We start from the raw sequence: 24,015 nt of genomic DNA on the forward strand, positions 1-24,015 counted from the left end.
AAATTCAGCATAAAAATGAAAGACGAAGAAGACGATAACATAATTCCAAACGATGACGGAAATAATTCAGAGGAGAATCAGCCTGATGAAAATCAGGACGGAGACGACGATGAAATTATCAACGTAGATGCTAAAAATTTCGAAGGACAGCATTTTTACGAAAACCAGGAAGAAGAAGGAGAGGACGTTATTACGAAAGTAACGGGCATGTACAAAGACTGGTTTCTGGATTATGCTTCCTATGTAATCTTAGAACGTGCAGTTCCGGCTATTGAAGACGGTTTTAAACCCGTTCAGCGTCGTATTATGCACTCTTTGAAAGAATTAGACGATGGCCGTTATAATAAGGTTGCCAATGTTGTAGGGCACACCATGCAGTATCACCCACACGGAGATGCGAGTATTGGGGATGCGATGGTGCAAATTGGACAAAAAGATTTATTGATTGACTGCCAGGGAAACTGGGGAAATATCTTAACAGGTGACGGAGCAGCTGCCTCGCGTTACATCGAGGCACGTTTATCTAAATTTGCTTTGGAGGTTTTGTACTCTCCAAAAATTACCGATTGGGGTGTTTCGTACGATGGCCGTCGTGCAGAACCCAACAACCTTCCGGTAAAGTTTCCGTTGCTTTTGGCACAGGGAGCCGAGGGAATTGCAGTGGGACTTTCGACTAAAGTGTTACCGCACAACTTCAATGAGTTAATCGATGCTTCGATCAAGATTTTAAAAGGAAAAGCTTTTACCTTATATCCTGATTTCATGACACAGGGTATCGCTGACGTGTCCAACTATAATGACGGACTTCGTGGCGGACGTGTGCGTGTGCGTGCTAAAATTGCCCAATTAGACAAAAATACACTGGTCATTACGCAAATTCCGTTTTCGACCAATACCACGACTTTGATTGACAGTATTTTGAAAGCCAACGATAAAGGTAAAATCAAAATCAAGAAAATCGAAGACAATACAGCAGCAGATGTTGAGATCTTAATTCATCTTTTTCCGGGCGTTTCTCCGGACAAAACAATCGACGCTTTGTTTGCTTTTACTGCCTGCGAAACTTCTGTAGCGCCTTTAGGTTGTGTAATTGAGGACAACAAACCGCTGTTTATCGGAGTTTCTGAAATGTTGAAAATTTCGACACACAGAACGGTTGATTTGCTTCGTCAGGAATTAGAAATCCAGTTAGAAGAATTAAAAAACAAATGGCATTTCTCTACATTAGAGAAAATCTTCATTCGTGAAGAAATGTACATCGATTTCAAACTGTATTCAGACAGGGAATCGCTTTATAAATACTTATATGATCGATTTGAGCCTTTCAAAAAATCATTCGTCAGGGAAATTACAGATGAGGATTTACAAAGACTGACCCAGATTCCAATGATTCGTATTACCCGTTTTGACTCTGACAAAGCCGATGATTTTATCGCGAAGTTAGAAGACGAAATGAAGGAAGTCGAGCATAACTTAGAGCATTTGACTGATTTTGCGATTGCTTATTTTACCAAATTAAAAGAGAAATACGGAAAAGGCCGCGAACGCCAGACCGAACTTCGTGTTTTTGATAATGTTGAAGCTACAAAAGTAGTGTTGCGTAACACAAAACTATACGTAAACCGCGAGGAAGGTTTTGTTGGAACCAGTCTGAAAAAAGACGAATACCTGACCGATTGTTCTGATATTGATGATGTAATTGTGTTTTTGCGTGACGGAAAAATGCTGGTGACAAAAGTCGACGCCAAAACGTTTGTAGGGAAAGATATTATACACGTTGCTATTTTTGATAAAAGCGATAAGCGTACCATTTACAACATGATCTATCGTGATGGAAAATCCGGGCCTTCTTATATCAAACGTTTCAACGTTTCGGGTGTAACACGTGATAAGCCGTATGATTTAACCAATGAAACGGCAGGTTCACAAGTGGTTTATTTTTCGCATAATCCGAATGGGGAAGCAGAAGTAATCACGATTTTATTACGTCAGGTCGGAACGATCAAAAAATTGAAATTCGATATTGATTTCGCCAAATTAGCGATTAAAGGACGTGCCTCTAAAGGAAATTTAGTGACTAAATATCCAATCAAGAAAATCGAACTGAAGGAAAAAGGAATTTCGACATTGCTGCCAAGAAAAGTTTGGTTTGATGATACGGTAAAACGTTTAAACGTTGATGCCAGAGGAGAATTACTGGGTGAATTTAAGCCAAGTGACAAAATTCTGATTATCAACCAAAGCGGAAAACTGAAGGTTATTATTCCGGAATTATCAACTCATTTTGATGAAGATATGATTGTTCTGGAGAAATTCAATCCGAAAAAACCAATCTCGGCCATTTATTTTGATGGTGAAAAAGAGCGCTATTACCTGAAACGTTTTCTGGTGGAAACCGAAAAAGAAGAGAGCTTTATTACAGAACATCCGAATTCGCAATTAGAAATCGTATCGACAGATTATCGTCCGGTGGCGCAATTAATTTTCGCCAAAGTAAAAGGAGTCCAGAAAGAAGATTTACATATAGATGTGGAAGACTTTATAGCTGTAAAAGGCTTTAAAGCACTGGGAAATCAACTGACAGCCGATAAGTTAAAACAAGTCAATTTACTGGACCCACTGCCGTATGAAGAACCCGTTGAAGAAGTTCCGGAAAAACCGGAATTAGAAGAGGATGATTCAGTGGAAACCGAATTAGACGACGACGGCCAGATTGGACTGGTTTTGGAATAATAAAGAAGAGCTCCTTTTCAGGAGCTTTTTTTAAGACTTAAAATCATGTAAGTTGTGAAGTTTTGAAATGGATTGATATCTCTAAATATAAAATATGAAAAGAATATTTACACTATTATTTATTTGTTTGAGTTTGCAAATTTTTGGTCAGTGCTGGAAAAGTATTGACGGAGCCATAGGACATACTATTGCCTTAAAATATGATGGTACTCTTTGGACTTGGGGTGATAACTGGGCAGGCCAATTGGGAGACGGAACAATCGTAAATAAAAGTGTACCGCGACAAATAGGAACTGATACAGATTGGGAGAAAATTGCTGCAGGCGGAAGTTATTCTATTGCCATAAAAAAAGATGGTACCTTATGGACATGGGGAAGTAATACTTATGGTCAGTTAGGGAATGGCACAACCACGAATGTAACGGTACCCACAAAAATAGGAAGTGATACCAATTGGACTTTTGTCAGCGCGGGAACATATCATACTATTGCACTTAAATCAGATGGTACTTTATGGGCATGGGGAAGAAATAATTACGGTCAATTGGGGGACGGAACAACGATTAATGGAAGTATACCCAAAAAGTTGGGGATAGATACGAATTGGCGAACTATTTCTACGGGCGATGGTCATGTGATGGCCATTAAAACCGATGGTACGCTTTGGACATGGGGATATAACTGGGCAGGTCAATTGGGGAATAATACCTATACAGATCAAAAATTCCCGCTTCAGGTAGGAAGTGCTACTGACTGGCAAACCGTCACAGGAGGATATTATTTTACTCTTGCCATAAAAACAAATGGCACGCTTTGGGCCTGGGGAAGTAATTCTAACTATGAGTTAGGAGATGGTACTCTTGTAGAAACGAGGCGAGTACCTGCACCAATAGGAACTGATACCGATTGGAGCAGCATTAGCGCGGGAGCCTACCACGGTGTTGCAATGAAAACAGATGGAACAATTTGGTTGTGGGGAGATAATTACTACGGACAATTAGGGAATGGAACAAAAAATTACGGACGCGTACCCGCTAAGCTGGAAGAGGCTAACGACTGGCAAAGCATTAATACAGGTACTGTACACACGCTTGTCATTAAAAAAGATGGCTCTCTTTGGGGATGGGGGCAAAATTTCTACAGACAGTTAGGCGTTCCTTCGGGACTTGAAAGAAGGGTTCCGGTTGAAATTGTGTGTGGCGTAAGTTTGGGAGTTGATGATTTTGACCTTACCAGTAACACAACGGTTTATCCTAATCCTGTGAAGGATACTTTCAGGGTAAAACATTCAGGTACTATCAAGACAATGAAAATTTATGACATTAAAGGGACAGTGGTAAAAAATATCACGGAAAATTTTGATGGCGAGATGAATATTTCAAATTTGCAAAAAGGAATTTATATTCTAAAGTTTGTGGATGATAAGAACAAGGTTTTTAGTAGCAGGCTAATTAAGGAATAGCTTGATTATAAACAAAATCTTTGCAATTAAATTCTCTCGCAGATTTTGAAGATTCAGCGGATCATTAAAAAAAATCTGCCAGATCTTCTCGATCTGCGCGAAAAAATCACTAAATGACCTCAAAATAAATTCAATACCTCCAGCTAAAGCAGGGGGCTATTCAAAATCTTTGCGATTAAAGTCTCCCGCAGATCTAGCAGATTCAGCGGATCTGTTTAAAAAAAAAATCTGCCTAATCTGCTCATCTGCGGGAAAAAATTAGCTTTAAAATAAATTCAATAGCCTTCAGCTTTAGCTGGAGGTTTCAAATAGGTTTTGATAGAAAGGCTTTAGCCAAAAATTACGTATTGTTTGGCTAAAGCCAGATTCTCTTTAATACAATACCTCCAGCTGAAGCTGGAGGCTATTAAAATCTTTGCAATTAAAGTCTCTCGCAGATCTAGCAGATTCAGCGGATCTATTTTAAAAAAAATCTGCCTAATCTGCTCAATCTGCGGAAAAAAATTAGCTTTAAAATAAATTCAATAGCCTCCAGCTTCAGCTGGAGGTTTCAAATAGGTTTTAATAGAAAGGCTTTAGCCAAAAATTACGTGTTGTTTTGCTAAAGCCCGATTCTCTTTAATACAATACCTCCAGCTAAAGCAGGAGGCTATTCAAAATCTTTGCAATTAAATTCTCCCGCATATTTAGCAGATTCAGCGGATCTGTTTAAAAAAAAAATCTGCCTAATCTGCTCAATCTGCGGGAAAAAATTAGCTTTAAAATAAATTCAATAACCTCCAGCTTCAGCTGTAGGTTTCAAATAGGTTTTAATAGAAAGGCTTTAGCCAAAAATTACGTGTTGTTTGGCTAAAGCCCGATGATTCTCTTTAATACAATACCTCTAGCTAAAGCAGGAGGCTATTCAAAATCCTTGCGATTAAATTCTCCCGCAGATTTAGCAGATTCAGCGGATCTATTTTAAAAAAAAATCTGCCAGATCTGCTCAATCTGCGGGAAAAAACTAGCTTTAAAATAAATTCAATAGCCTCCAGCTTCAGCTGTAGGTTTCAAATAGGTTTTAATAGAAAGGCTTTAGCTAAAAATTACGTATTGTTCGGCTAAAGCCCGATTCTCTTTAATACAATACCTCCAGCTAAAGCAGGAGGCTATTCAAAATCCTTGCGATTAAAGTCTCTCGCAGATTTAGCAGATTAGGCGGATCATTAAAAAAATCTGCTAGATCTGCAAAATCTGCGGGAAAAAATTAATTCTTCTGATACCTTTTATCCGTCAGTGTTTTCATGAAAGCAACCAGGGATTGTTCCTCTTTTTTATTAAGTTTAAGTTCATCAAAAGGAAGCGTTTGGTTGTCTACTGCATATCCCAAACCTTTTCCTCCGCCTTTATTATAAAAATCAACCACTTCTTCAAGAGTTTTAAAAACTCCGTTGTGCATATAAGGTCCTGTGACAGCACTATTTCGAACAGTTGGTGTTTTGAAAGCTCCAATTAGCTGTGGCATTTTATTGTACAAATAACGACCCGTATCCGGGCTAAGTGCCTTTCCGGAAGCGTCTTTCGGAGTTCCGATCACTTCGTGTTCGGTTTTGGAATAGTTTGGCGGAACCGTTCCGTTAAATAAAGGCGTAAAGTGACAGGTCGCACATTTTGCCTTTCCCATAAAAAGATTCATTCCATCTATTTCCTGATCAGTCAATTTGTTTTTCTGGCCTCTCATGTATTCGTCAAATTTCGAATCAAAGGAGTTTAGTGATCTTACATAACTGGCAATGGCATTCTGAATTTGCCAGGCTTCCGGTTTGGCTGTTTTGGGATAGGCTTTTTTGAAAAGTTTAATGTAAGCATCGTCCAGTAAAACCTGGGCGTGAATGTTTTTTAGGGAACCGTGCATTTCGTCTGTATTTTCGATGACATCAACACTTTGTTTTTCTAAATCCAACTGGCGCATATCCCAAAATTGGGCATTCTGCAGGGAAGCGTAGGTTAGGGTAGGCGTGTTTCTCATCAGGTTGCTGCCGTTTAACGAAAGATTTGTTTTCAGTCCATCGGTAAAAGCTTTTTCGGGATGATGGCAGGTAGCACAGCTTCGGTCACTATTTTTGGACAGGCTGGTGTCGTAAAATAATTTTTCTCCCAAAAGGGCTTTGTCGTTTGTAAAATTATAATCCTCCGAAAGTACAAATCCGTTGACATCAAAAGCATCTTTATCAAATAAAGTTTCTATTGTCGGCTTAAGCGGACTGCTTTTCTTTACATTTTTGATTTTTTCTTCCTTTTGAAAAGCTTTTATCTTTTTGGAAATCGGATTCAGGTATTGCGTTATAAAAACGGCTCTGTTGAAGGAATTAAAATTATTGTTTTCCGTACAATATTTTTGGGCTTCCTGTGTCAGTTTTTTTAAGTCCGGCAGTGTGGTATTGGCTGCATTGATTTTTTCGAGTGCTTTCGGAATGCCAATTAAGCTTTCGCCCGCTTCAGGAACAGAAGACTGCAAAATCGGGCTGTCAAAACCCGTAATGCCCAACGCAATCACCCTGAACACGTTTTGCTGAATGCCGTCGAGGACATAATCGTTACTGATGGCAATCACTTCAAATGTACTTTTTACCTGCTTGATATTCGACATGAAAATTTTTAATTCCCGAACTAAATCTTCTTTGTTTTTGGTATCGTATTCGGGGTAAATAAGTTCTTCCATGACCTGAAAACCGTGCGGTTCAAAAGACCTGTTTTCTTCCAGTTCCATTTCATCCAGTGCCGGGCCATTCATAAAACGGGCCGTTTCGGGAATGAAATATTCAATCGCCCATTCTGCTTTTTTATACGCTAAGCGGGATTTTTTAAACTGGTCTACAATTGCTGCCGGTGATTTGTTTTCAACAACCAGTTTTTGAAATTGTATGATTTCGTTATCTAATTTGTTTAAATCAATGATTAAATCCTGTTTAACAGTCGTCTGAGAAGTCGGATTGTCTTTGCACGAAATCAGGCAAAGTAATACAAACAGGAAAGTAAAGTGTTTTAATTGTTTCATAATGCTTAAAAAGAAAATAACCCTTATTGAAAAATAAGGGTCATAAATTTTATTTAGGTTGAAATTATTATCGCTGTACGCCTCTGATAATAACAGTTTGTCCACCTTCTTTATTGGTGTTGATACCTGAACCGTCCGCATTTTTAAACGCGTCAAGCTGCCAGGTATGCGGGTGAATGTTTACCGTAAAAGTATTTGGAACCCCAATTAAATCTGAAATATCCTGCATAGCACCAAATTCCCAGCTTCCGAATCTCATTTCACCAGTCTGGTTGTATAATGCATTCCAGGCCGTATCGGTTCTTTTATGGTTCATGTTCAGCCATGGTTTGTTTTGCTTTGAAGCAATACTATACTGCCAGATGTATGAATCATGTTTTGCATCTGCATAATAGCTGTCACCATCTTCCTGAATGTAAACGTAGTTTTCAGTTACACAAAGATTATCAGGATTGATGATTCCGGTTCCGGGAGTACTGTCACCTTCAACGGCTAATTCTAAAGTTCCTTTCAAGGGATCAGCAGCATCCATTTTCAATTTATAAACTCTTCCCCACATGGTGTATCCGTCAACCGGAGCGTTTGATGTTGCCTGTCCTGTGGCAGTAAAATAAACTTCTCTGTTGTTGCTGGCGCTTCCTTTTCTGTAATCAACATCTTCGACTCTTGAAAAACGAATCGCTCCCAATGCATTTACCGTAGTATTGATAACCGCTCCTGTCAGGTTTTTGGCGTCCGGAATTTCAACAAATGAAACCGGGTATGAATTGTTTAAAGTCATGGTAGTTTCTACCTGATTTCCGTCTGTTCTTTTTAAAGCATATAATTTTCCGTTAGATAAATCACCTACGGTGTTGCTCATGTACATAATCAATTGTCCCGCACTTACGTGTGAAGTGGCATACGACTGATCTTCTCCGATCAAAATAATAGTTTTACCCGGATACGCTTCTTTTGGTAACGGAACTGCGTTTTCCATACTTGCTTTTCCTAAAGCCGGTAAAACTCTGTCGGTTTTGCTTTTATCGGAAGATAATCCCAACGGATTAATTCCGTGTACCATACTTTCCTGACCGCTTTCTCCTGCAGTTAAGAAAATAGGACCGAATCCGTGAATTTCCGGTGTTGTCAAAGTTGCAGAACACAAACGGGTCAATCCTCCAATTCCGTCTACCAGGTAATCTCCTTTTACCGGTTTGAATGTTTTATCCAGATATACTCTGGAAACCGATTGTAATATTTCGTGATTGGTAATCAAAATGTACCCTTCTCCATTTGGATTTTTCATAAATCCGGCACCATCCGGCTGAGCTCCGTAAACAAATGCAGGTGATTGCGGCAACACATCGGTACTACTGATAAGTGTACTGATTTTTAGACTTTCGAAACCATTCATTGCAAATACAAAAGGAGGAACTTTTGAATGTGATGTAAAATCGATTTCAGCGTTTACCTCATTAGAAGGCGTCTTGTTGTCATCATCCTGACAACTGATTACAGAAAGACCTGTAATGCCCAGCAATGCCATTGATTTTAAAAAATTAAATTTCATAGTGTTTTGTTTTTTTATTTAGAACAAAGCTATTCTTCAAAAACAAAATATATGTTATGGTAATTTTTTATAATTGCTAACAAATAATAAGGTATGTATTACTAAATTGTAAATAGTGGTTGTTAATTGTAAACTTTAGCTTTATAAAAAAAGCTTAAAAATAATTATTTAAAGAGGGAGTTCAGATTAATGGCTTTCTTCTCTTTTAGTTTCTTGATAATCTTCAAAAAGGCAATGGCAGTAATATAAGCGTCTCCGAGAGCCGTGTGCCGGTCTTTTTTCGAAATATCAAATTTATCGGCCAGATCGTCCAAAGTATAATGGTCCTTTCGCTCAAACAGATGCGATTTTATTAAGGTCTTTTTATATAAAATGCCAGTGTCTAAAGTGAGATTGGTTAACAAGGGCAGGCCATTTCTTTCTAAAGCGCGATTGATCATGGTCACATCAAAAATGGTGTGGTGGGCAATGATAACCGAATCTCCCAGAAAAGCCAGAAATTGTTGTAAAGCTTCTAATTCGGTGGGACGCTGAACGACGAAGGCTTTCAGGATGCCATGAATCTGAGCCGTTGCTTTATCATAATGATCCTGTTCGATATAAATTTCAAAACTGTCGCGTATTGAAATAATGCCATTTTGAAGCACCAACGCGCCGATGCACAATATGCGATCCGTTTCGTAATCAAAACCGGTGGTCTCCGTATCCAAAACCACAAAGCGGTTTTCTTCAATCGTAACCGTTTCGTCGAATAGCTTTTCTTCCTTCTTCCAAAAATTAAATAAACCCATGCTTATACGATATTTGAAATATTAAAACGGACGCTAATCAGTTCCTGAAGTTCCTTTATGGTTTTAAAAGTTCTTTTGAGTTTTATTTTCTCCATTTTCGATAACGATTCCAAAGCGATAAACTGCCCGGAATCATTGTGCAACAGCCCTTGTTTGGTTCTGAATTTCAATAAAGCTTTAAACGAATACGAGCAGGACAAATACAATTCCCTATTATTCGGTTCGAGATCGGCCAGTTTTTCAAAGCGCTCCGCCGTATTGCTTATGGATTTTACGGAATGGGATAAAATCAAAACCCGAGCTGCATCCGTCAGCGGCATTAAGGCTCTTCTTTTAATATCGAAATTGTCTTTGTTGGCACCATCCTGTTCGACCAAAAACTGCCTGAAAAAGCCCGTTGGGGAAGGATTTTGCAAAGCCCCGCTCACGAGATGCACATAAAAAACAGGATTTGCTTTGATGTTTTCAAAAATAGCATCCGAAAGTGCATTGGCTATTTCAGTATCACCATAGGTAACACTGTAATCAAAAAAGATAAAAGATAACAAAACTTCATTTTTCCCCGGATTCGTAATCCAGTGATGCACCTGATTTTTCCAATCGTCCAGGCTCATGCACCATTTTGGACTGGAAGCCATCATATCGGCGGGACAATAATCGTAACCAATTTCAAAAAGGCCTTTGTTTACCAGGGCGGCAAATTTCAGGAAATAGACTTTTGTTTCTTCCCTGAAAACTTCAGAAACATTCTCGTAAACAATAGCATTGTCCTGATCAGTATGCAGCATTTGTTCGCTTCGGCCCTGACTTCCCAAAGCCAGCCAGGCAAATTTTACAGGCGGCGGACTGCTCATTTTTTCGATTGACATTTCGATAACGCGGGTTGTACAGGCTTCATTTAATCCGGTGATAATTTTTGAAATCAGTGTCATTGGAATATTCTGATCCAGATATCCCTGAAGCAATTGCATGATGCGGGCACGAATGGGTTTAATGTCTTTGGGTTTTTTAGCTCTTTTCAGGGCTTTTATCAAAACAGCCGGATTATTGCCGAGGGCTACCATGACATCATGTTTAGAAAGGATTCCAACCGCTTTTGTATTGTTGGTGCCGTCTTTGGTCAGGCACAAATAGCTGATATTGCTTTTCATCATAGCCATCTGCGCCTCGGTAACCGTCATTTTTTTAGGATAGGTGACAACCGGTTTGGTCATGATGGTTTCTGCGGTGGTCAGGATCGAATAGTCGCCCGTCACAATTTTATTTCGAAGATCTTTATCGGTAATAATCCCGATCGGAAGCATTTCATCAACAATCAATATGGCCCCGACTTTCTTTTTGTTCATGATTTTAGCAACATCCCTTGCTGTTGTTGACGGGCTGCAGGTCACGATTTTCTTCGAATATTTTATAGGCTGTAAGTCAAAAGAATGGCTTTCGGAATGCATGGATTCGGAAACCAGATCGTCGCCGTAAAGTTTGTCTTTATGAATGTCAGAATACGGATTTCGGGTATTGGATGCGTAACTTTCAATGAGGAAATTCCCCACCGTCCTGTTTTCGAGTGCGTACGGTTTAAAAACGGCTATCGGAATGGCATATAGTATGCTTTCTTCATGGGCAACGGCTTCCATGATATAGTTTTCCTGAGCCAAAAGCGGACGGAGTCCAAAAATGTCCCCTTCATCACACATGTCCAGCACGACGTTTTTTTGATTTTTCTTTAAAGCCACTGCGCCTTTATGCACCACATAAAAAGAATCGTGGGTTTTTTCGTTTTCAGCAAAAATCACGGCATCCTTCTCCTTGTAAACAATAGAAATTTGTTCGGATAGTTTTTCAAGATCGGCCTGATGCAAAAAACTAAAGGGCGGATAATTTTTCAGGAAGTCGGCAACTCTATGCGAAATGGTATTTTTCATGCTTCAGATTTAGGTTGTAATGTAGTACTAAAAATAGAAATGTAAAAGAAACACCTTTAACTTTTTCCAGGATTTAAAGTCCAAGTTTATTTTTCAGAAAAGTATAAAAAAAAGCTCCAAAGGAACTTTTCTAATATATGTAATGCGAAAATTTAATCAATTTTAAAAACAGTTCCGCGTTGTTTCTCATCAGAACCGACCATGCCAAACTCAAAAGTATAAGAATCTTTGGAAGTGGTCAGGATCTTCATGCTGATTGCTTTTTCTTCGGCCATGTTTTTCGGATGTTTTTTCTGCAGGATATATTCGCAGTCACTTACCCAGCGGATGGCAGAAGTATCGGTTTTACCCTCAAAAGTTTCAATTTCAATATTGTCTTTACGTTCAAAAACGGTTGTTTTCTTTACACCGTTTACTTCGAATTCAAATTTGAATTTTCCGGTTTTAAAGTCTTTACAGTTGTGTTCCGCATCGTAGCAGGATACTAAAGCGAGTAAGGGCAAAAAGAATATAATTTTTTTCATTTTAATGTAAGTTATTTTTTTAAGGAGCTAATTCCTGCTTTCCATTTCAATCTTTTTATTTTTTAAAGAAAAAAATGAAAAGGATTTCCATTGCAATCAGGGCTATGGCTTTCGTTTTCATTTTGCCTGAATGAAGGCGATGGAATTTTTGTTTCATTAGGTCTTCGACTACGCTCAGACGGACAAATTGCCCTGACAGGTCTTCGACGCCATTCAGACAAGTCTTCGACTACGCTCAGACGGACAATTTCGTTCAGAGAGGTCTCGAACTTTGCTCAGACGGACAAAACTAATTATTTCAATTTTTTTAATTCGTCGTCGGTAAAGTTCTTAATTTCTTTTTCCCTGGCGAACTTTTCAGCGTTGTAATTTTCCGATTTATTCTTCGGGATTGATAAACTTTCCCAATTGTCTTTTTTTAATTGCTTGGCATAAAAAACAATCTGTCCGACGTGATACGGATAATGTGCCAGTTGCCGGTTGATTGCTTCTATAACCGTATGGCCTTCGTTTCGGATGTAAATTATTTCAGAAAGCTGCTCTGTTTTTAAACTGTCCAGCGTATTGAGGAAACAATCCCAGCCTTTATTCCAAAATGCGAAAACTTCTTCTTTTGACAGTAGGTCATTTTCAAATTCGGCATCACGGTTACGCCATTCTTTTTCACCATCGGTCGTTAAGAAATCGGTCCAGCGGGATAGCATATTCCCCGAAACGTGTTTCACAATGGTGGCGATGCTGTTAGTATCTTCATTTACGGCGGTAAAAAGCTGCTCCGGTTCCAGTTGGTCCATTGCCTTTTCGCCTAATGTTTTATAGTATAAAAATTGTTTTTTAACGCTATCTAAATACGAGTCGGTTGCTTCCATGATTATTTTTTTTTGCCACGAATTTCCCAAATTCTCACCAATTAACGCTTTAATTAGTTTGTGCTGTAGAAGAAAATTCTCGGCGTCTTTTTATATAATTTTAATATCATATTTATCTAAAAGCCCCTCAATTCCCTGAGTAGAGAATTGTGCCTTTCGCATCGGATTAAATTCGGGGTCAATTTTATAATTATAAGCCGTTCTGAAATCCACAGCAGCTAACTGGGTTTCATTAAAAATCGCTCCTTCAAGGTTGCAATGGTCAAAAAGTGAACTGGTCAGATTGGTTCCGATAAAAGTAACTTCCCTTACCGAACAATTGATAAATTTGGTTTTGGGCATCTTTTTGTTCGAAAAAATGGCATAGTCTAAAGCGCTTTCCTCAAAATACACCTGAAATAAAAAATCGTCACATTCACTGAAGGCAATTCCGAGGAGTTTACAGTTTTTGAAAGTCACATTTTTTAAACTCGTTCCGGCCAAACTGGTCATGGACAGGTTGCAGTCGATAAATTCGCAATCCAAAAAAGTATTGTAGGCGAAGTTGCTGTTGGAAAAATCACAGTTTTTAAAGACACAATCTTCAAACTCCCGGTTGTTTATTTTTTTGTCAATATAAATGACTTTGTCGAATGTTTTCTGAATGTGTATTAAACTTTCCATGAATGGTTTTTGGATAAAAGAATTTTTAACTTTGAATATTAAACCCGACAGGTTTTTAAAACCTGTCGGGTTTGCGTAAGTGACTTAGTCATTAAACAAACCTCTCATCATGGTTTTCAATCCGTAAAAAATTAAAAACATCGCACTTAAACAAGCCACAATTCCGATTCCCAAAACCAGATAGTGCCAGTTGGTATGCTGATTCATAAATGCATTATAAATCAACGAAGGACCAATAAACAAAAGAGGTAAGGAGCCTGTTAGATATCTGATGCCTTTTCCGAGTAATTCTTTATTTGTTGCCATTTTTTTTGTTTCAGGTTTGAAGTTTCAGGTTGCGAACTTTGCGGTTTATTGAAAGAGTTCGTTATACATTATAATTGTCCACCGCTTTTCGTACGCTTCCGTGTTTTTTCAGCAGATCAGACGCTTCTTCATAGGAAACCGTAATTTCTCCCATAATCATCTTCACACCGCGATCGACCAATTTGACATTGCTTAATTGCATATCGACCATTTTGTTGCCTTTTACTTTTCCAAGCTGAATCATGGCGGCAGTCGAAATCATATTTAAAACTAATTTCTGGGCTGTTCCGGCTTTCATTCTGGAGCTTCCGGTAACAAATTCAGGTCCGACAACAACGTCAATAGGAAACTGCGCTGTTAACGACAAAGGGCTTCCTGCATTACAGCTAATAGACCCCGTTACAATATTATTCTGATTACAGCTTTCCAGTCCTCCAATAACATACGGAGTGGTTCCGGAGGCTGCGATTCCAATTACAACATCATTTTGACCAATATTATGGGCCTGTAAATCAATCCAGGCTTGTGTGGCATTGTCTTCGGCATTTTCTACCGCACGACGGATGGCTGTGTCGCCACCTGCAATGATCCCGTTTACAAGATCAAACGGAACTCCAAAAGTCGGAGGGCATTCAGAGGCATCCACAACACCCAGGCGTCCTGAGGTTCCGGCACCGATATAAAATAATCGTCCGCCTAGTTTTAACTGGTTGACCACCTGTGCCACAAGGGCTTCAATTTGCGGTAAAGCTTTCTCTACGGCATGCGGAACGGTTTTGTCTTCGTTATTGATATTGGTAAGCAGTTCGTGAACGGACATTTTTTCTAAATGTTCGTATTTGGATGCCTGTTCTGTGGTTTTAGTAAAAGTCATTGTGTTTTTCGGGTTGTAGGTTGCAAGGTCTCAAAGTTACAAAGTTTTAAGGCTTCTGACAACGAAATATATGGGAATGACGGAGTTTTTTGCGTGAGGGATAGGAGTTACTACCGAAGTAGTACGGATAGCCCGACCGCATTTACTAAAGGCGCATTATCAGCGGTTTGTTACATGCGCCTTTAGTAAATGGGGGCACGCCCTGATTACAGGAAAAAGGCTAGAAGGATTCCGATTACAATCATGGATACTTTAGCAACATTAAACTTATGTCCTTCGCTGCTTTCAAAAATGATGGTAGAGGAAATATGAAATAAGATTCCGATCACAATGGCAGTAATCTCGGTGTAAAAGTCGTTTAAAACAGGCAGGTAATCGGATGCGATTGTGCCCAGAGGAGTCATAACAGCAAAAGTAATCATAAAAGCAAAAATGGCTTTCTTGTTTAAATTCGCATTGATGAAAAATGTCGTTAAAATAATAGCAATCGGTAAGTGATGGATCGCAATTCCGAGGGCTAAATCGTGGTGATGGCTCACCGGAAAACCTTCCAGGAAGGCGTGAATACACAAACTGATAAAAAGCAGCCACGGAATCTGGGACATTTGTGCGTGTCCGTGTACATGCCCGTGTTCGGCTCCTTTGGAGAAGAATTCAAGAATGATCTGGAATAAAATCCCAATCATGATGAAGAGTCCGATATGGTGATTGTGGGATTCGTAAACTTCCGGCAACAAATGCATTACCGTCAGGGATAATAAAAACGAACCACTAAATGCTAATAAAAGTTTTAGATTGGTTTTGCTTTTTGGTTTTAGAAACAAAGCCACAAAATAACCTAGAAGTACAGAAAATAAGGGTAATAAATAGTTCATTTGTATTTTGTTTAATCGTTGATTCGTTTAATTGGTTAATTGTTTTTTTGTCCAGCGAATAAACGGTTAAACAATTAAACGATTACCCAATTTTATTTAAAAATCATGATTAATCGTTCGCTTTCGGTTTTGTGGAATTTTTTGAGTTTATAATCCCCAAAAATATCCAGCAGAAAAATACCGGCTTCGGCCATTAAGTCTTCAAAATCCTTTAGCGTTAAGGCTTTTACTTTTTCGGTGAAATGAAAATGTCTTCCCTGATCTTCAAAGTCTATTTCTTTAATAATATGACCATCCGCTACATATCTTTTGATTTTAAAATCGATACCGTCAACCGTTTTTACTTCCTCCGGTACCAGCGTTTCAATCACCTGATTTACATTCATAAAGTCAATCACGGCAAAACCATATTCGGATAAGCTGTCTTTGATGGCTTTCAGGGTGGTAAGATTGTCCTCATCGCTTTCGAAATAACCAAAACTGGTAAACAAATTGAATATGGCATCAAATTTTTCTTCGAACGGTTCACGCATATCGTGTACCTTAAAGTGAAGTGTTTCATTACTGTTTTTACTCGCTTCGGCAATGCTGTTCTCGGATAAATCAGCACCTAAGACATTAAACCCCAATTGATTTAAATAAATCGAATGGCGTCCTTTCCCGCAGGCAAGGTCCAGTACTTTTGCTTTTTCGGGCAAGTTCAGATAATGGGTCAGGTTGTCCATAAAAATCTGGGCTTCCCTGTAGTTTCTGTCCTTATAAAGAATGTGATAATACGGAGTGTCAAACCATGAAGTAAACCAATTTTCGGTGTTACGTTCCTGATTCGGTGTTGAGGAGTTCGATGCGTCAGACATTTATTCTATTTCAATTAATTCAAAGTCCCGCAAATTTAGTGTATTTTTGCCGAAAAATAACTATTTCGCAACGATACCTCATGAATCATTGTGTTTAAGGGAAAGTTTTTAATGCAGATTCGGTTTTGACCGGAAATCTGTTTTAATTCAAATAAGAAAATGGAAGAAAATTTTAGAATGATAGCCAAATGTTTTTTTGGTTTTGAAGAAATATTAGAGAATGAATTGCGTGCACTTGGTGCCCAGGATGTAGAAAAAGGAGTGCGAATGGTAAGCTTTAAAGGCGATAAAGGGTTTATGTACAAAGCCAATTTATCGTTGCGTACGGCACTTAAAGTATTAAAACCGATCTATTCATTCAGAGCCAACAACGAACAGGCTCTTTACAAAGGAATTTCGGGCGTAAACTGGTCTAAGTTGTTGAATGCTAATCAGACTTTTGTAATTGATGCTACCGTTCATTCAACTTATTTTAACCATTCTGAGTTTGTTTCCCAAAAATGTAAAGATGCTATTGTAGACCAGTTCAGGGAAAGAACAGGACAGCGTCCGAGTATTGATAAAGCATTTCCGGATTTAAGGATTAACGTGCATATCGATAAAGATCAGGTTTCGGTTGCTTTGGATACTTCCGGAAATTCACTGCATCAGCGTGGTTACCGAACAGCTACGAATATTGCTCCGATTAACGAAGTTCTGGCAGCAGGAATTTTATTGTTATCAGGTTGGGAAGGGCAGAGCCATTTTCTGGATCCAATGTGCGGATCAGGGACTTTTCTGGCAGAAGCAGCCATGATTGCCTGCAATATCCCGGCAAACATCAACCGTAAGGAATTTGCATTTGAGAAATGGAAAGACTGGGACAATGATTTATTTGACAATATTGTCAACAGCCTGATGAAAAAGACAAAGGAATTTCATTATACGATAAAAGGTTTTGATAAAGCGCCAAGTGCCGTAAACAAAGCCAAAGACAACATAAAGAATGCCAATCTGGAGGATTATGTGACCATCTCTGAAGACAACTTTTTTGAAAGCGAAAAAGCGGTAGAAGGAAAGTTGCACATGGTTTTCAATCCGCCTTATGACGAACGTCTGGACATTCATATGGAAGAGTTCTACAAAAATATTGGAGATACTTTAAAGAAAAGCTATCCGGGAACGAATGCCTGGTTTATCACGGCCAATCTTGAAGCGCTGAAGTTTGTGGGATTAAAACCTTCCAGAAAAATCAAACTTTTCAACGCAAGTTTGGAAGCGCGTCTGGTTAAATATGAGATGTACGAGGGAAGTAAGAGAACGAAGTTTCAGGTAAACGAATAGTTACAAAGAGGCAAAGGCTCAAAGGTACAAAGGAAAAACTTTGTCGCTTTGAACCTCTGTAACTTTGAACCTTAAAAAAGAAAAAAATGACAAAACTACAAGTAAGAGGTTTTTTATATCAGTTAGGATGTTTCGCTATTTTATTTATAGCAGGAAGATATCTGGTAGCAACTTATACCGGATTAACGGGACTTTGGATTCCAATGACAGCTTTTATCGCTGCCACTTTGATTTCGCCTAAATTTCAGGCCGTGAAAACCAAAGATGGCGAAAAACTTTTCATGAAATGGATTTTTATAAAAGGCATCAGGGAAATAGGTTCTTAAGAGGTGCTAAGGTGCTGAGATTCTAAGGGACTAAGGCTTAAAAAAGCGGTAAACAATAAACAAAATAAAAGCCACAAATTCAGATATGAATTTGTGGCTTTTATTTTGTTTTTCACCCAATAATAAACCTCAGAACCTTAGCGTCTTAGTATCTCAGTACCTTAAAAAAAGCTACTTTTTTGGAGATACATTCTTCAGTTCGGGAACAATTACTTTTTTCTTGTAAAGCGGAATAAAGTACGAAACGGTATAATTAAAGCCTACTCCGAAATTTCCGTCGTAGGTTCTGTTGAAACCGGGAATATAAAGATTTTCGAAATTGCCCGGTTCTTTATTGCTTACTAAAAGCTTTAACTGAACTCCGAAACCTACGAATACGTTATTAAAAACTTTTGCTTTAAGCCCAAGGGCAACTTCAAGCCAGGCTGCTGTAAGGCCATTGTATTTTTCTCCCGAAACAATCGGAGTCTGCTGCCCCCAGTACGGATTTGCATTATAAATCTTATAGGTATTCAATTGCTGGCTAAAAGTACTGAAACCTCCGCGTAAACCTATAGTGATCAGGTTTTCCATGTCCAGCCAGTTCTGGTAGGTATTGTAATCAAAACCTCCTTTTATATAGGTTCCGGTTGCGGTTGAGTTTAATCGGTCGTCATCTGTGGTTTTATCTTCAAAACCAAGTTCAGCGGCCAGATAATACTTTTTCGTTAAACGAAAATCTCCCACAAATTCAACGCCTTTATAATCTTTGTCATAAAAGCCGCGTGTCAGTTTGTACAAATCAACACCAACGCGAAGTCCGTATCGGTTTGTTTTGGGAAGAATCGTATCTGTAACGGCTTCCTGAGCCATTGGTTTTTGAAATTCTGCTTTTTGTTTTTCCTGAACAGTTTCTTTTGGTTTGGCGGTTTCCTGAGCGTGAACCAAAAACATTGAAAACAATAGCGGAATACTAAAAAAATACTTTAACATGTGTTTCATTTTCGTATTCAATGTTAGGGTTTATGATAAAAATATCCTGCATCCATACTCCGTCTCCGGTCGGATCTGTTCGTTGAAAAGCACTTAGGTTAAAGATGGTTTTAAAGCCGCAAGCCCTGGAAACGTATGAGTTCTGACGGGAATAATTAAAATTTATTTCATCAGAATTAATCAGGGATGCATTAGGATTGCCATAATTTATAGTAAACTTATAAGTGGTGATATCTACATCTGTCCTAAGAGGAATAGCTATAGAATCGCCGCTGGTTAGGAATCTTGTATCATCTGTGGCCGTTTTATTAAAAACAATACTCTGTGCCTGATCCTTTCCGGTCACCCTAAGATTATTCACCCTTTTTCTTAAGGTTGAATTGTTTATATCGTAAAAAGTGATTACTAATCGTGGTGTTGTCGGTGTATCCGGATCACAAATATCATCTTTCTCGCAACTGGACAGCCCAAAAGCAAAAATCAATAAAAACGAGATTATTTTTTTCATGTATAAATTTTGTTATCGAAGTTCTAAAAGTACAACATTTTCAACATGATGCGTTTGCGGAAACATATCTACCGGGCGAACGCGTGTTACTTTGTATTTTTCATCCATCAAAGCCAGGTCACGTGCCTGTGTAGCCGAATTACAACTTACGTACACTATTTTTTCAGGTGCAATTTTTAAAATCTGATCAATAACCGCAGCGTGCATTCCATCTCTTGGTGGATCTGTGATAATAACGTCAGGTTTACCGTGCTGAGCGATAAAACTTTCATTAAATACGACTTTCATGTCTCCAACAAAAAACTCACAATTGGTAATATTATTGCGTTCTGCGTTGGCTTTAGCGTCTAAAATTGCTTCGGGAACACTTTCTACGCCAATTACTTTTTTTGCTTTTTTAGAAACGAACTGTGCAATCGTTCCGGTTCCGGTATAAAGGTCATAAACGGTCTCATTACCGGAAAGGCCCGCGAAGTCACGTGTTATCTTATACAATTCATAAGCCTGATCAGAGTTGGTCTGGTAAAAAGACTTCGCATTAATGCTGAATTTCAAACCTTCCATTTCTTCCAGGATATAATCCCTTCCTTTATATAGTTTAATATTCTGGTCGTAAATCGTATCGTTTTGTTTTGAATTTACGACATATTGTAACGAGGTAATCTGAGGGAATTTTTCATACAAATGATCCAAAAGAAGTTCACGGTTCTTTTTATCATTTTCAAAAAACTGAATCAAAACCATGATTTCACCTGTAGAAGCCGTACGAATCATAAAAGTACGAAGTAAACCGGACTGCTCCCTTGGGTTAAAAAAGGCTAAGTTATGCTCGTTTGCAAAATCCCTGATTTCGTTTCTGATGGCATTGGAAGGATCTTCCTGCAAATGACATTTGGTGATGTCAAGAATTTTATCCCACATTTTCGGAATATGAAAACCTAAGGCGTTTCTGTTTCCTAAATCTTCCGTACTGTCGATTTCTTTTTCAGTTAGCCAGCGGCTGTTTGAAAATGAAAATTCCATTTTATTTCTGTAGAAAAACTGTTTGTCTGAACCCAGAATAGTTTCGAATTCAGGAAGTTCAACTTTTCCAATTCGCTGCAAATGGTTTTTTACTTCGTTTTGTTTGTAATACAACTGCTGGCTGTATTTCATGTTTTGCCATTTACATCCTCCACAAACTCCAAAATGCTCGCAGATCGGTTCAATGCGGTGTTCTGAAAATTCGTGAAATTTTACGGCTTTGCCTTCATAATAGGCTTTTCTCTTTTTAAAAGTTTGCACATCAACCACATCACCAGGTACTACATTCGGAATAAAGATAACTTTTCCGTCAGGAGCCTTTGCTACTGATACTCCCTTTGCTCCGGCATCAAGAACCTGAATTTGATGAAAGACAACTTTGTCTGTAATTTTTCTTCCCATAGCGCAAAAATAAGGGTTTGTAAACTTTTATAAATTTAATTTTTAAAATATTTTACCATTTTTTTTAAATTGTTAGTTTAATCGAGTTTAAAAAGTAACTTTGTTTTAGCAAAATCCCAAATGCTACATTTTTAACCTATCGATTTGTTATTTTTTTATGAAGTTGTATCACAATCTTTCACAAATTGGCTTTTTGAAAAAAAGTTATGCCTTCAAATTTTTGTTTGTTGCTTTCATAGGTCTACAAATCCCTTTAATCGGAATTTTATTTTTTGTACTTTATTTTGATATTACTATTTCGCCCTCTTCTATTTTAATTTTTTCGCTGATAATGACATTGTTGGCTACTTTAATTACACTTGTAGTTTTAAAGCAGTTGATAAAACCAATTGCAATTGCTTCCAAATCTCTGGATGATTACCGTAATAACAGAAGATTGTCTGTCCTGCCAACCGAATACAGCGATGAGGCAGGTCTTTTAATGTGCAATATCCAGGAGTCTATTTATGAAGCCGAAAGTTATATCAATGAAAAACAGGATTTGATTTATATGCTGTCGCACGATTTAAAAAATTTTGCAGGCAATCCTCAGGGACTGGCCAATCTGATTATAAGTGAAAATCCGTCAGATTCCGTAAAAAATCTGGCAGGATTAATTTGCGAATCAACCAATCTGCAATTTCGATACATTGAAAATTTTATTAAATTACTGAATGAGCAGGATCAGATTGCAAAAATCAATCAGGAAGTAAAGACTATCATATTCCCGAATATTCTGCCCTTTATCAACGAGCAGGTAGAACAACGCCTGATTGATAAAAATATAAAACTGTCTTTGAGTTTAGAATTAAATGAAGCGAAGCTAAGAATCGATGAAGGTTTGCTGATTCAGGTCTTGGTGAACCTGATTAGCAACGCCATTAAATTCTCTTATTTTGACAGTGAAGTCAAGGTTCGGATTTACTTCGAAAAGGAAAAATTAGTAATCACGGTTACCGACAAAGGAATTGGTTTCAACAAAGATCAGATCGAGGAATTGTTCAAAAAATTCACTCCCATGAGCCGATTAGGTACCGCGAAAGAATCTTCTACAGGAATTGGCTTGTATTTGTGTAAGAAAATCATAGAAAGAAACAGAGGTGAATTAAGCGCTGCCAGTGAAGGAAAAAACAAAGGGGCAGAGTTTAAGTTAGTTTTTGAACTTTAATCAGGATCTTTTCTTGATAATCTCATAATTGATAATCGTGAAAAAATAGAAGCAGGAATCGGCTGTAATTTTACCCAGTATAATTCCGAAAAAATAATTCCCGCACAAAATCGGCATCCAGTACATACAAAACGGACGAACGAGTAAAAAGTCCAAAAAAGCCGGATACCCAAATTCCAAAACCAGATTTTTGACAAGCGAAAGAATTTCCCTAAAACCTGTTGCTTTGTTTTCATTTTTATGCTTTAGTGCCATTTTTCTGTAAGAGGAGATCAGGATCACCCCGTAAAAAGCCAGATATTCAGCAAAAGTAATCAGATAAGCTGTTGTAAGTCCGCTATAAATTTTACTGAAAAGTGAAGTCAGCAGTGCCGCTGTCGTACTTGCCAGTTCAGCATATTTATACCGGTTAAACCACTCTTTGAAATTTGATTTTGTAAGCATTTTTTTGAAGGTTCAGAGAGGCAAAGTTACAAAGGAACAAAGGTTTTTTGCAGGGAAGTTCATAAAACCTTTGAACCTTTTTTTGGAAGTTTCAGAGAGGTTTTTAGTAGGGAAAGTTTATAAAAGGCTTTTTCCCTTTGAACCTTTCTTTAAGGTTAGAAAACCTTTGTCCCTCTGCACCTTTGTCCCTTTGCACCTTTTTTTGAAGGTTCAGAGCGGCAAAGTTACAAAGTTGCAAAGGTTTTTTGCAGGGAAGTTTATAAAACATTTGAACCTTTAAACCTTTCTTTAAGGTTAGAAAACCTTTGTCCCTCTGCACCTTTGCCCCTTTGAACCTTTTTAAAACCTACCACAGCTGATGTACCGACGATTTGATGTATTTTTCGTAAATAGCATTCATAGCGGCAATTTTATCGGGAGTAAGTTTTGGTAAATCGTACACGGATAAATTCGACAGGACATGACTGGTTTTTGACGCGCCAGGAATAATACAGCTGATGTCTTCAAAACTCAAAATCCACTGTAAAGCATAAGGCGCCAGATTGGAAGCTTCCGGAAATAGGGACTTTAATTCCCGTACCGCTTTAAGTCCCAGATCATAATCAATTCCCGAAAAGGTCTCGCCTTTATCGAAAGCCTCTCCGTTGCGATTAAAGTTACGGTGATCCTGAGGTTCGAAAGTAGTTTTCGCATCAAATAAACCGGTTAAAAGTCCGCTTGCTAAGGGAACTCTGGCAATTATTCCAATGTCTTTCTTTCTGGCTTCAGAGAAAAACAATTGCGAAGGGCGCTGACGAAACAAATTGAAAATAATCTGAACCGTGGTCACATTCGAAAATTCGATTGCTTTCAGGGCTTCTTCGACTTTCTCGACGCTCACTCCTAAATTTAATATTTTCCCCTGATCCTTTAAACGGTCAAACATTTCGAAAATTTCAGGTCTGTAGAAAACTTCAGTAGGAGGACAGTGCAGCTGAATCAGGTCAATTGTTTCAAGTCCCATTCTTTTTAAACTGTCTTCTACAAATTTCTGCAGCACTTTAGGCTGGTAGCCTTCATTGACATGCGGATTAATATGGCGCCCGCATTTTGTAGCCACATAAATACGTTCAGAACGCGAACGAACGACTCTTCCCACGGCAGTTTCGCTCAGTCCATTTTCATACACATCGGCAGTGTCAATAAAATCAACGCCATGATCGATAGCAGTATTGAGAAGTTCGTCCGCAGTTTTATTGTCAAAAGCGGAACCCCATTTTCCTCCAACCTGCCAGGTGCCAAGGGAGATTTCCGAGATATTAAAATTGGTTTTGCCTAGTTTACGGTAGTTCATTTTTTTTAGGTG

The 24,015-nt window shown here is 38.3% G+C and carries 21 protein-coding genes; 5 read left to right on the forward strand and 16 right to left on the reverse strand.

Translation table 11 applies throughout. The features are described 5' to 3' along the window. Positions 1-15 precede the first annotated feature (15 nt). Both LPB89_RS13350 and LPB89_RS13355 read left to right on the forward strand, forming a co-directional pair. Positions 16-2,733 carry a DNA gyrase/topoisomerase IV subunit A gene (locus tag LPB89_RS13350; protein ID WP_230702270.1) on the forward strand — a complete coding sequence of 906 codons (2,718 nt, stop codon included), beginning with the start codon at positions 16-18 and terminating at the stop codon, positions 2,731-2,733. 94 nt (positions 2,734-2,827) lie between these two features. Beyond that, positions 2,828-4,195, forward strand: a complete 1,368-nt coding sequence (locus LPB89_RS13355) for a T9SS type A sorting domain-containing protein (protein WP_230702271.1) — start codon at positions 2,828-2,830, stop codon at positions 4,193-4,195. A gap of 1,246 nt (positions 4,196-5,441) precedes the next feature. Here the strand turns inward: LPB89_RS13355 and LPB89_RS13360 are convergent. The 11 genes from LPB89_RS13360 to LPB89_RS13410 form a co-directional block, all read right to left on the reverse strand. Beyond that, a complete protein-coding gene (locus LPB89_RS13360) occupies positions 5,442-7,232 on the reverse strand; it encodes a cytochrome-c peroxidase (RefSeq protein WP_230702272.1) in 1,791 nt (596 codons plus the stop codon). Positions 7,233-7,299: 67 nt separating this feature from the next. Then, on the reverse strand, positions 7,300-8,784 hold the full coding sequence (locus tag LPB89_RS13365) for an alkaline phosphatase PhoX (RefSeq protein WP_230702273.1): 1,485 nt from the start codon (positions 8,782-8,784) through the stop codon (positions 7,300-7,302). Positions 8,785-8,948: 164 nt separating this feature from the next. Then, positions 8,949-9,575 (reverse strand): PolC-type DNA polymerase III, encoded by a 627-nt coding sequence (locus LPB89_RS13370; RefSeq protein WP_230702274.1) that lies wholly within the window; start codon positions 9,573-9,575, stop codon positions 8,949-8,951. Between the two features lie 2 nt (positions 9,576-9,577). Next, complete coding sequence (locus tag LPB89_RS13375; protein ID WP_230702275.1) at positions 9,578-11,497, reverse strand: DUF294 nucleotidyltransferase-like domain-containing protein; 1,920 nt, start codon at positions 11,495-11,497, stop codon at positions 9,578-9,580. Between the two features lie 152 nt (positions 11,498-11,649). Then, positions 11,650-12,021: a DNA topoisomerase IV gene (locus LPB89_RS13380; protein ID WP_230702276.1), complete on the reverse strand. Its 372-nt coding sequence runs from the start codon at positions 12,019-12,021 to the stop codon at positions 11,650-11,652. A 293-nt stretch (positions 12,022-12,314) separates the two neighbouring features. Continuing rightward, positions 12,315-12,890 carry a DUF1572 family protein gene (locus tag LPB89_RS13385; RefSeq protein ID WP_230702277.1) on the reverse strand — a complete coding sequence of 192 codons (576 nt, stop codon included), beginning with the start codon at positions 12,888-12,890 and terminating at the stop codon, positions 12,315-12,317. A 90-nt stretch (positions 12,891-12,980) separates the two neighbouring features. Next, a complete protein-coding gene (locus LPB89_RS13390) occupies positions 12,981-13,553 on the reverse strand; it encodes a pentapeptide repeat-containing protein (RefSeq protein WP_171570638.1) in 573 nt (190 codons plus the stop codon). Positions 13,554-13,637: 84 nt separating this feature from the next. After that, entirely contained in the window at positions 13,638-13,859 is a 222-nt protein-coding gene (locus LPB89_RS13395) for a DUF6095 family protein (RefSeq protein ID WP_230702278.1), read from the reverse strand. A gap of 61 nt (positions 13,860-13,920) precedes the next feature. Next, on the reverse strand, positions 13,921-14,733 hold the full coding sequence (gene murQ, locus LPB89_RS13400; protein WP_230702279.1) for an N-acetylmuramic acid 6-phosphate etherase: 813 nt from the start codon (positions 14,731-14,733) through the stop codon (positions 13,921-13,923). Between the two features lie 206 nt (positions 14,734-14,939). After that, entirely contained in the window at positions 14,940-15,608 is a 669-nt protein-coding gene (locus tag LPB89_RS13405) for a ZIP family metal transporter (protein ID WP_230702280.1), read from the reverse strand. 92 nt (positions 15,609-15,700) lie between these two features. Continuing rightward, the gene (locus LPB89_RS13410) at positions 15,701-16,465 is read right to left on the reverse strand and encodes a bifunctional 2-polyprenyl-6-hydroxyphenol methylase/3-demethylubiquinol 3-O-methyltransferase UbiG (RefSeq protein ID WP_230702281.1); all 765 of its coding nucleotides are present in this window, start codon (positions 16,463-16,465) and stop codon (positions 15,701-15,703) included. A 159-nt stretch (positions 16,466-16,624) separates the two neighbouring features. Between LPB89_RS13410 and LPB89_RS13415 the strand changes: the two genes are divergently transcribed. Together LPB89_RS13415 and LPB89_RS13420 are read left to right on the forward strand one after the other, a co-directional pair. Then, a complete protein-coding gene (locus LPB89_RS13415) occupies positions 16,625-17,788 on the forward strand; it encodes a class I SAM-dependent RNA methyltransferase (RefSeq protein ID WP_230702282.1) in 1,164 nt (387 codons plus the stop codon). An 86-nt stretch (positions 17,789-17,874) separates the two neighbouring features. Further along, on the forward strand, positions 17,875-18,114 hold the full coding sequence (locus LPB89_RS13420; protein ID WP_154340849.1) for a hypothetical protein: 240 nt from the start codon (positions 17,875-17,877) through the stop codon (positions 18,112-18,114). Between the two features lie 171 nt (positions 18,115-18,285). Here the strand turns inward: LPB89_RS13420 and LPB89_RS13425 are convergent, their stop codons facing one another. From LPB89_RS13425 to rlmD, 3 genes are read right to left on the reverse strand one after another with little or no spacing between them, the layout of a single operon-like run. Continuing rightward, a complete protein-coding gene (locus LPB89_RS13425; protein WP_230702283.1) occupies positions 18,286-19,095 on the reverse strand; it encodes a DUF6048 family protein in 810 nt (269 codons plus the stop codon). Next, positions 19,067-19,594, reverse strand: coding sequence for a DUF6452 family protein (locus tag LPB89_RS13430; RefSeq protein WP_230702284.1), 528 nt, complete (start codon positions 19,592-19,594; stop codon positions 19,067-19,069). The genes LPB89_RS13425 and LPB89_RS13430 overlap by 29 nt, the downstream gene beginning before the upstream one ends. A 12-nt stretch (positions 19,595-19,606) precedes the next feature. Then, positions 19,607-21,019 (reverse strand): 23S rRNA (uracil(1939)-C(5))-methyltransferase RlmD, encoded by a 1,413-nt coding sequence (gene rlmD / locus LPB89_RS13435; protein ID WP_230702285.1) that lies wholly within the window; start codon positions 21,017-21,019, stop codon positions 19,607-19,609. A 376-nt stretch (positions 21,020-21,395) separates the two neighbouring features. Here rlmD and LPB89_RS13440 point away from each other — a divergent pair, with 376 nt between their 5' ends. Beyond that, complete coding sequence (locus LPB89_RS13440) at positions 21,396-22,226, forward strand: sensor histidine kinase KdpD (protein ID WP_230702286.1); 831 nt, start codon at positions 21,396-21,398, stop codon at positions 22,224-22,226. Here LPB89_RS13440 and LPB89_RS13445 read toward each other — a convergent pair whose 3' ends face one another. Together LPB89_RS13445 and LPB89_RS13450 are read right to left on the reverse strand one after the other, a co-directional pair. Then, positions 22,227-22,670 (reverse strand): hypothetical protein, encoded by a 444-nt coding sequence (locus tag LPB89_RS13445; protein WP_230702287.1) that lies wholly within the window; start codon positions 22,668-22,670, stop codon positions 22,227-22,229. Between the two features lie 346 nt (positions 22,671-23,016). After that, positions 23,017-24,003, reverse strand: a complete 987-nt coding sequence (locus tag LPB89_RS13450; RefSeq protein WP_230702288.1) for an aldo/keto reductase — start codon at positions 24,001-24,003, stop codon at positions 23,017-23,019. Between the last annotated feature and the right edge of the window lie 12 nt (positions 24,004-24,015).

The organism is Flavobacterium sp. ENC, from assembly GCF_020991415.1.
Lineage (GTDB): Bacteria > Bacteroidota > Bacteroidia > Flavobacteriales > Flavobacteriaceae > Flavobacterium.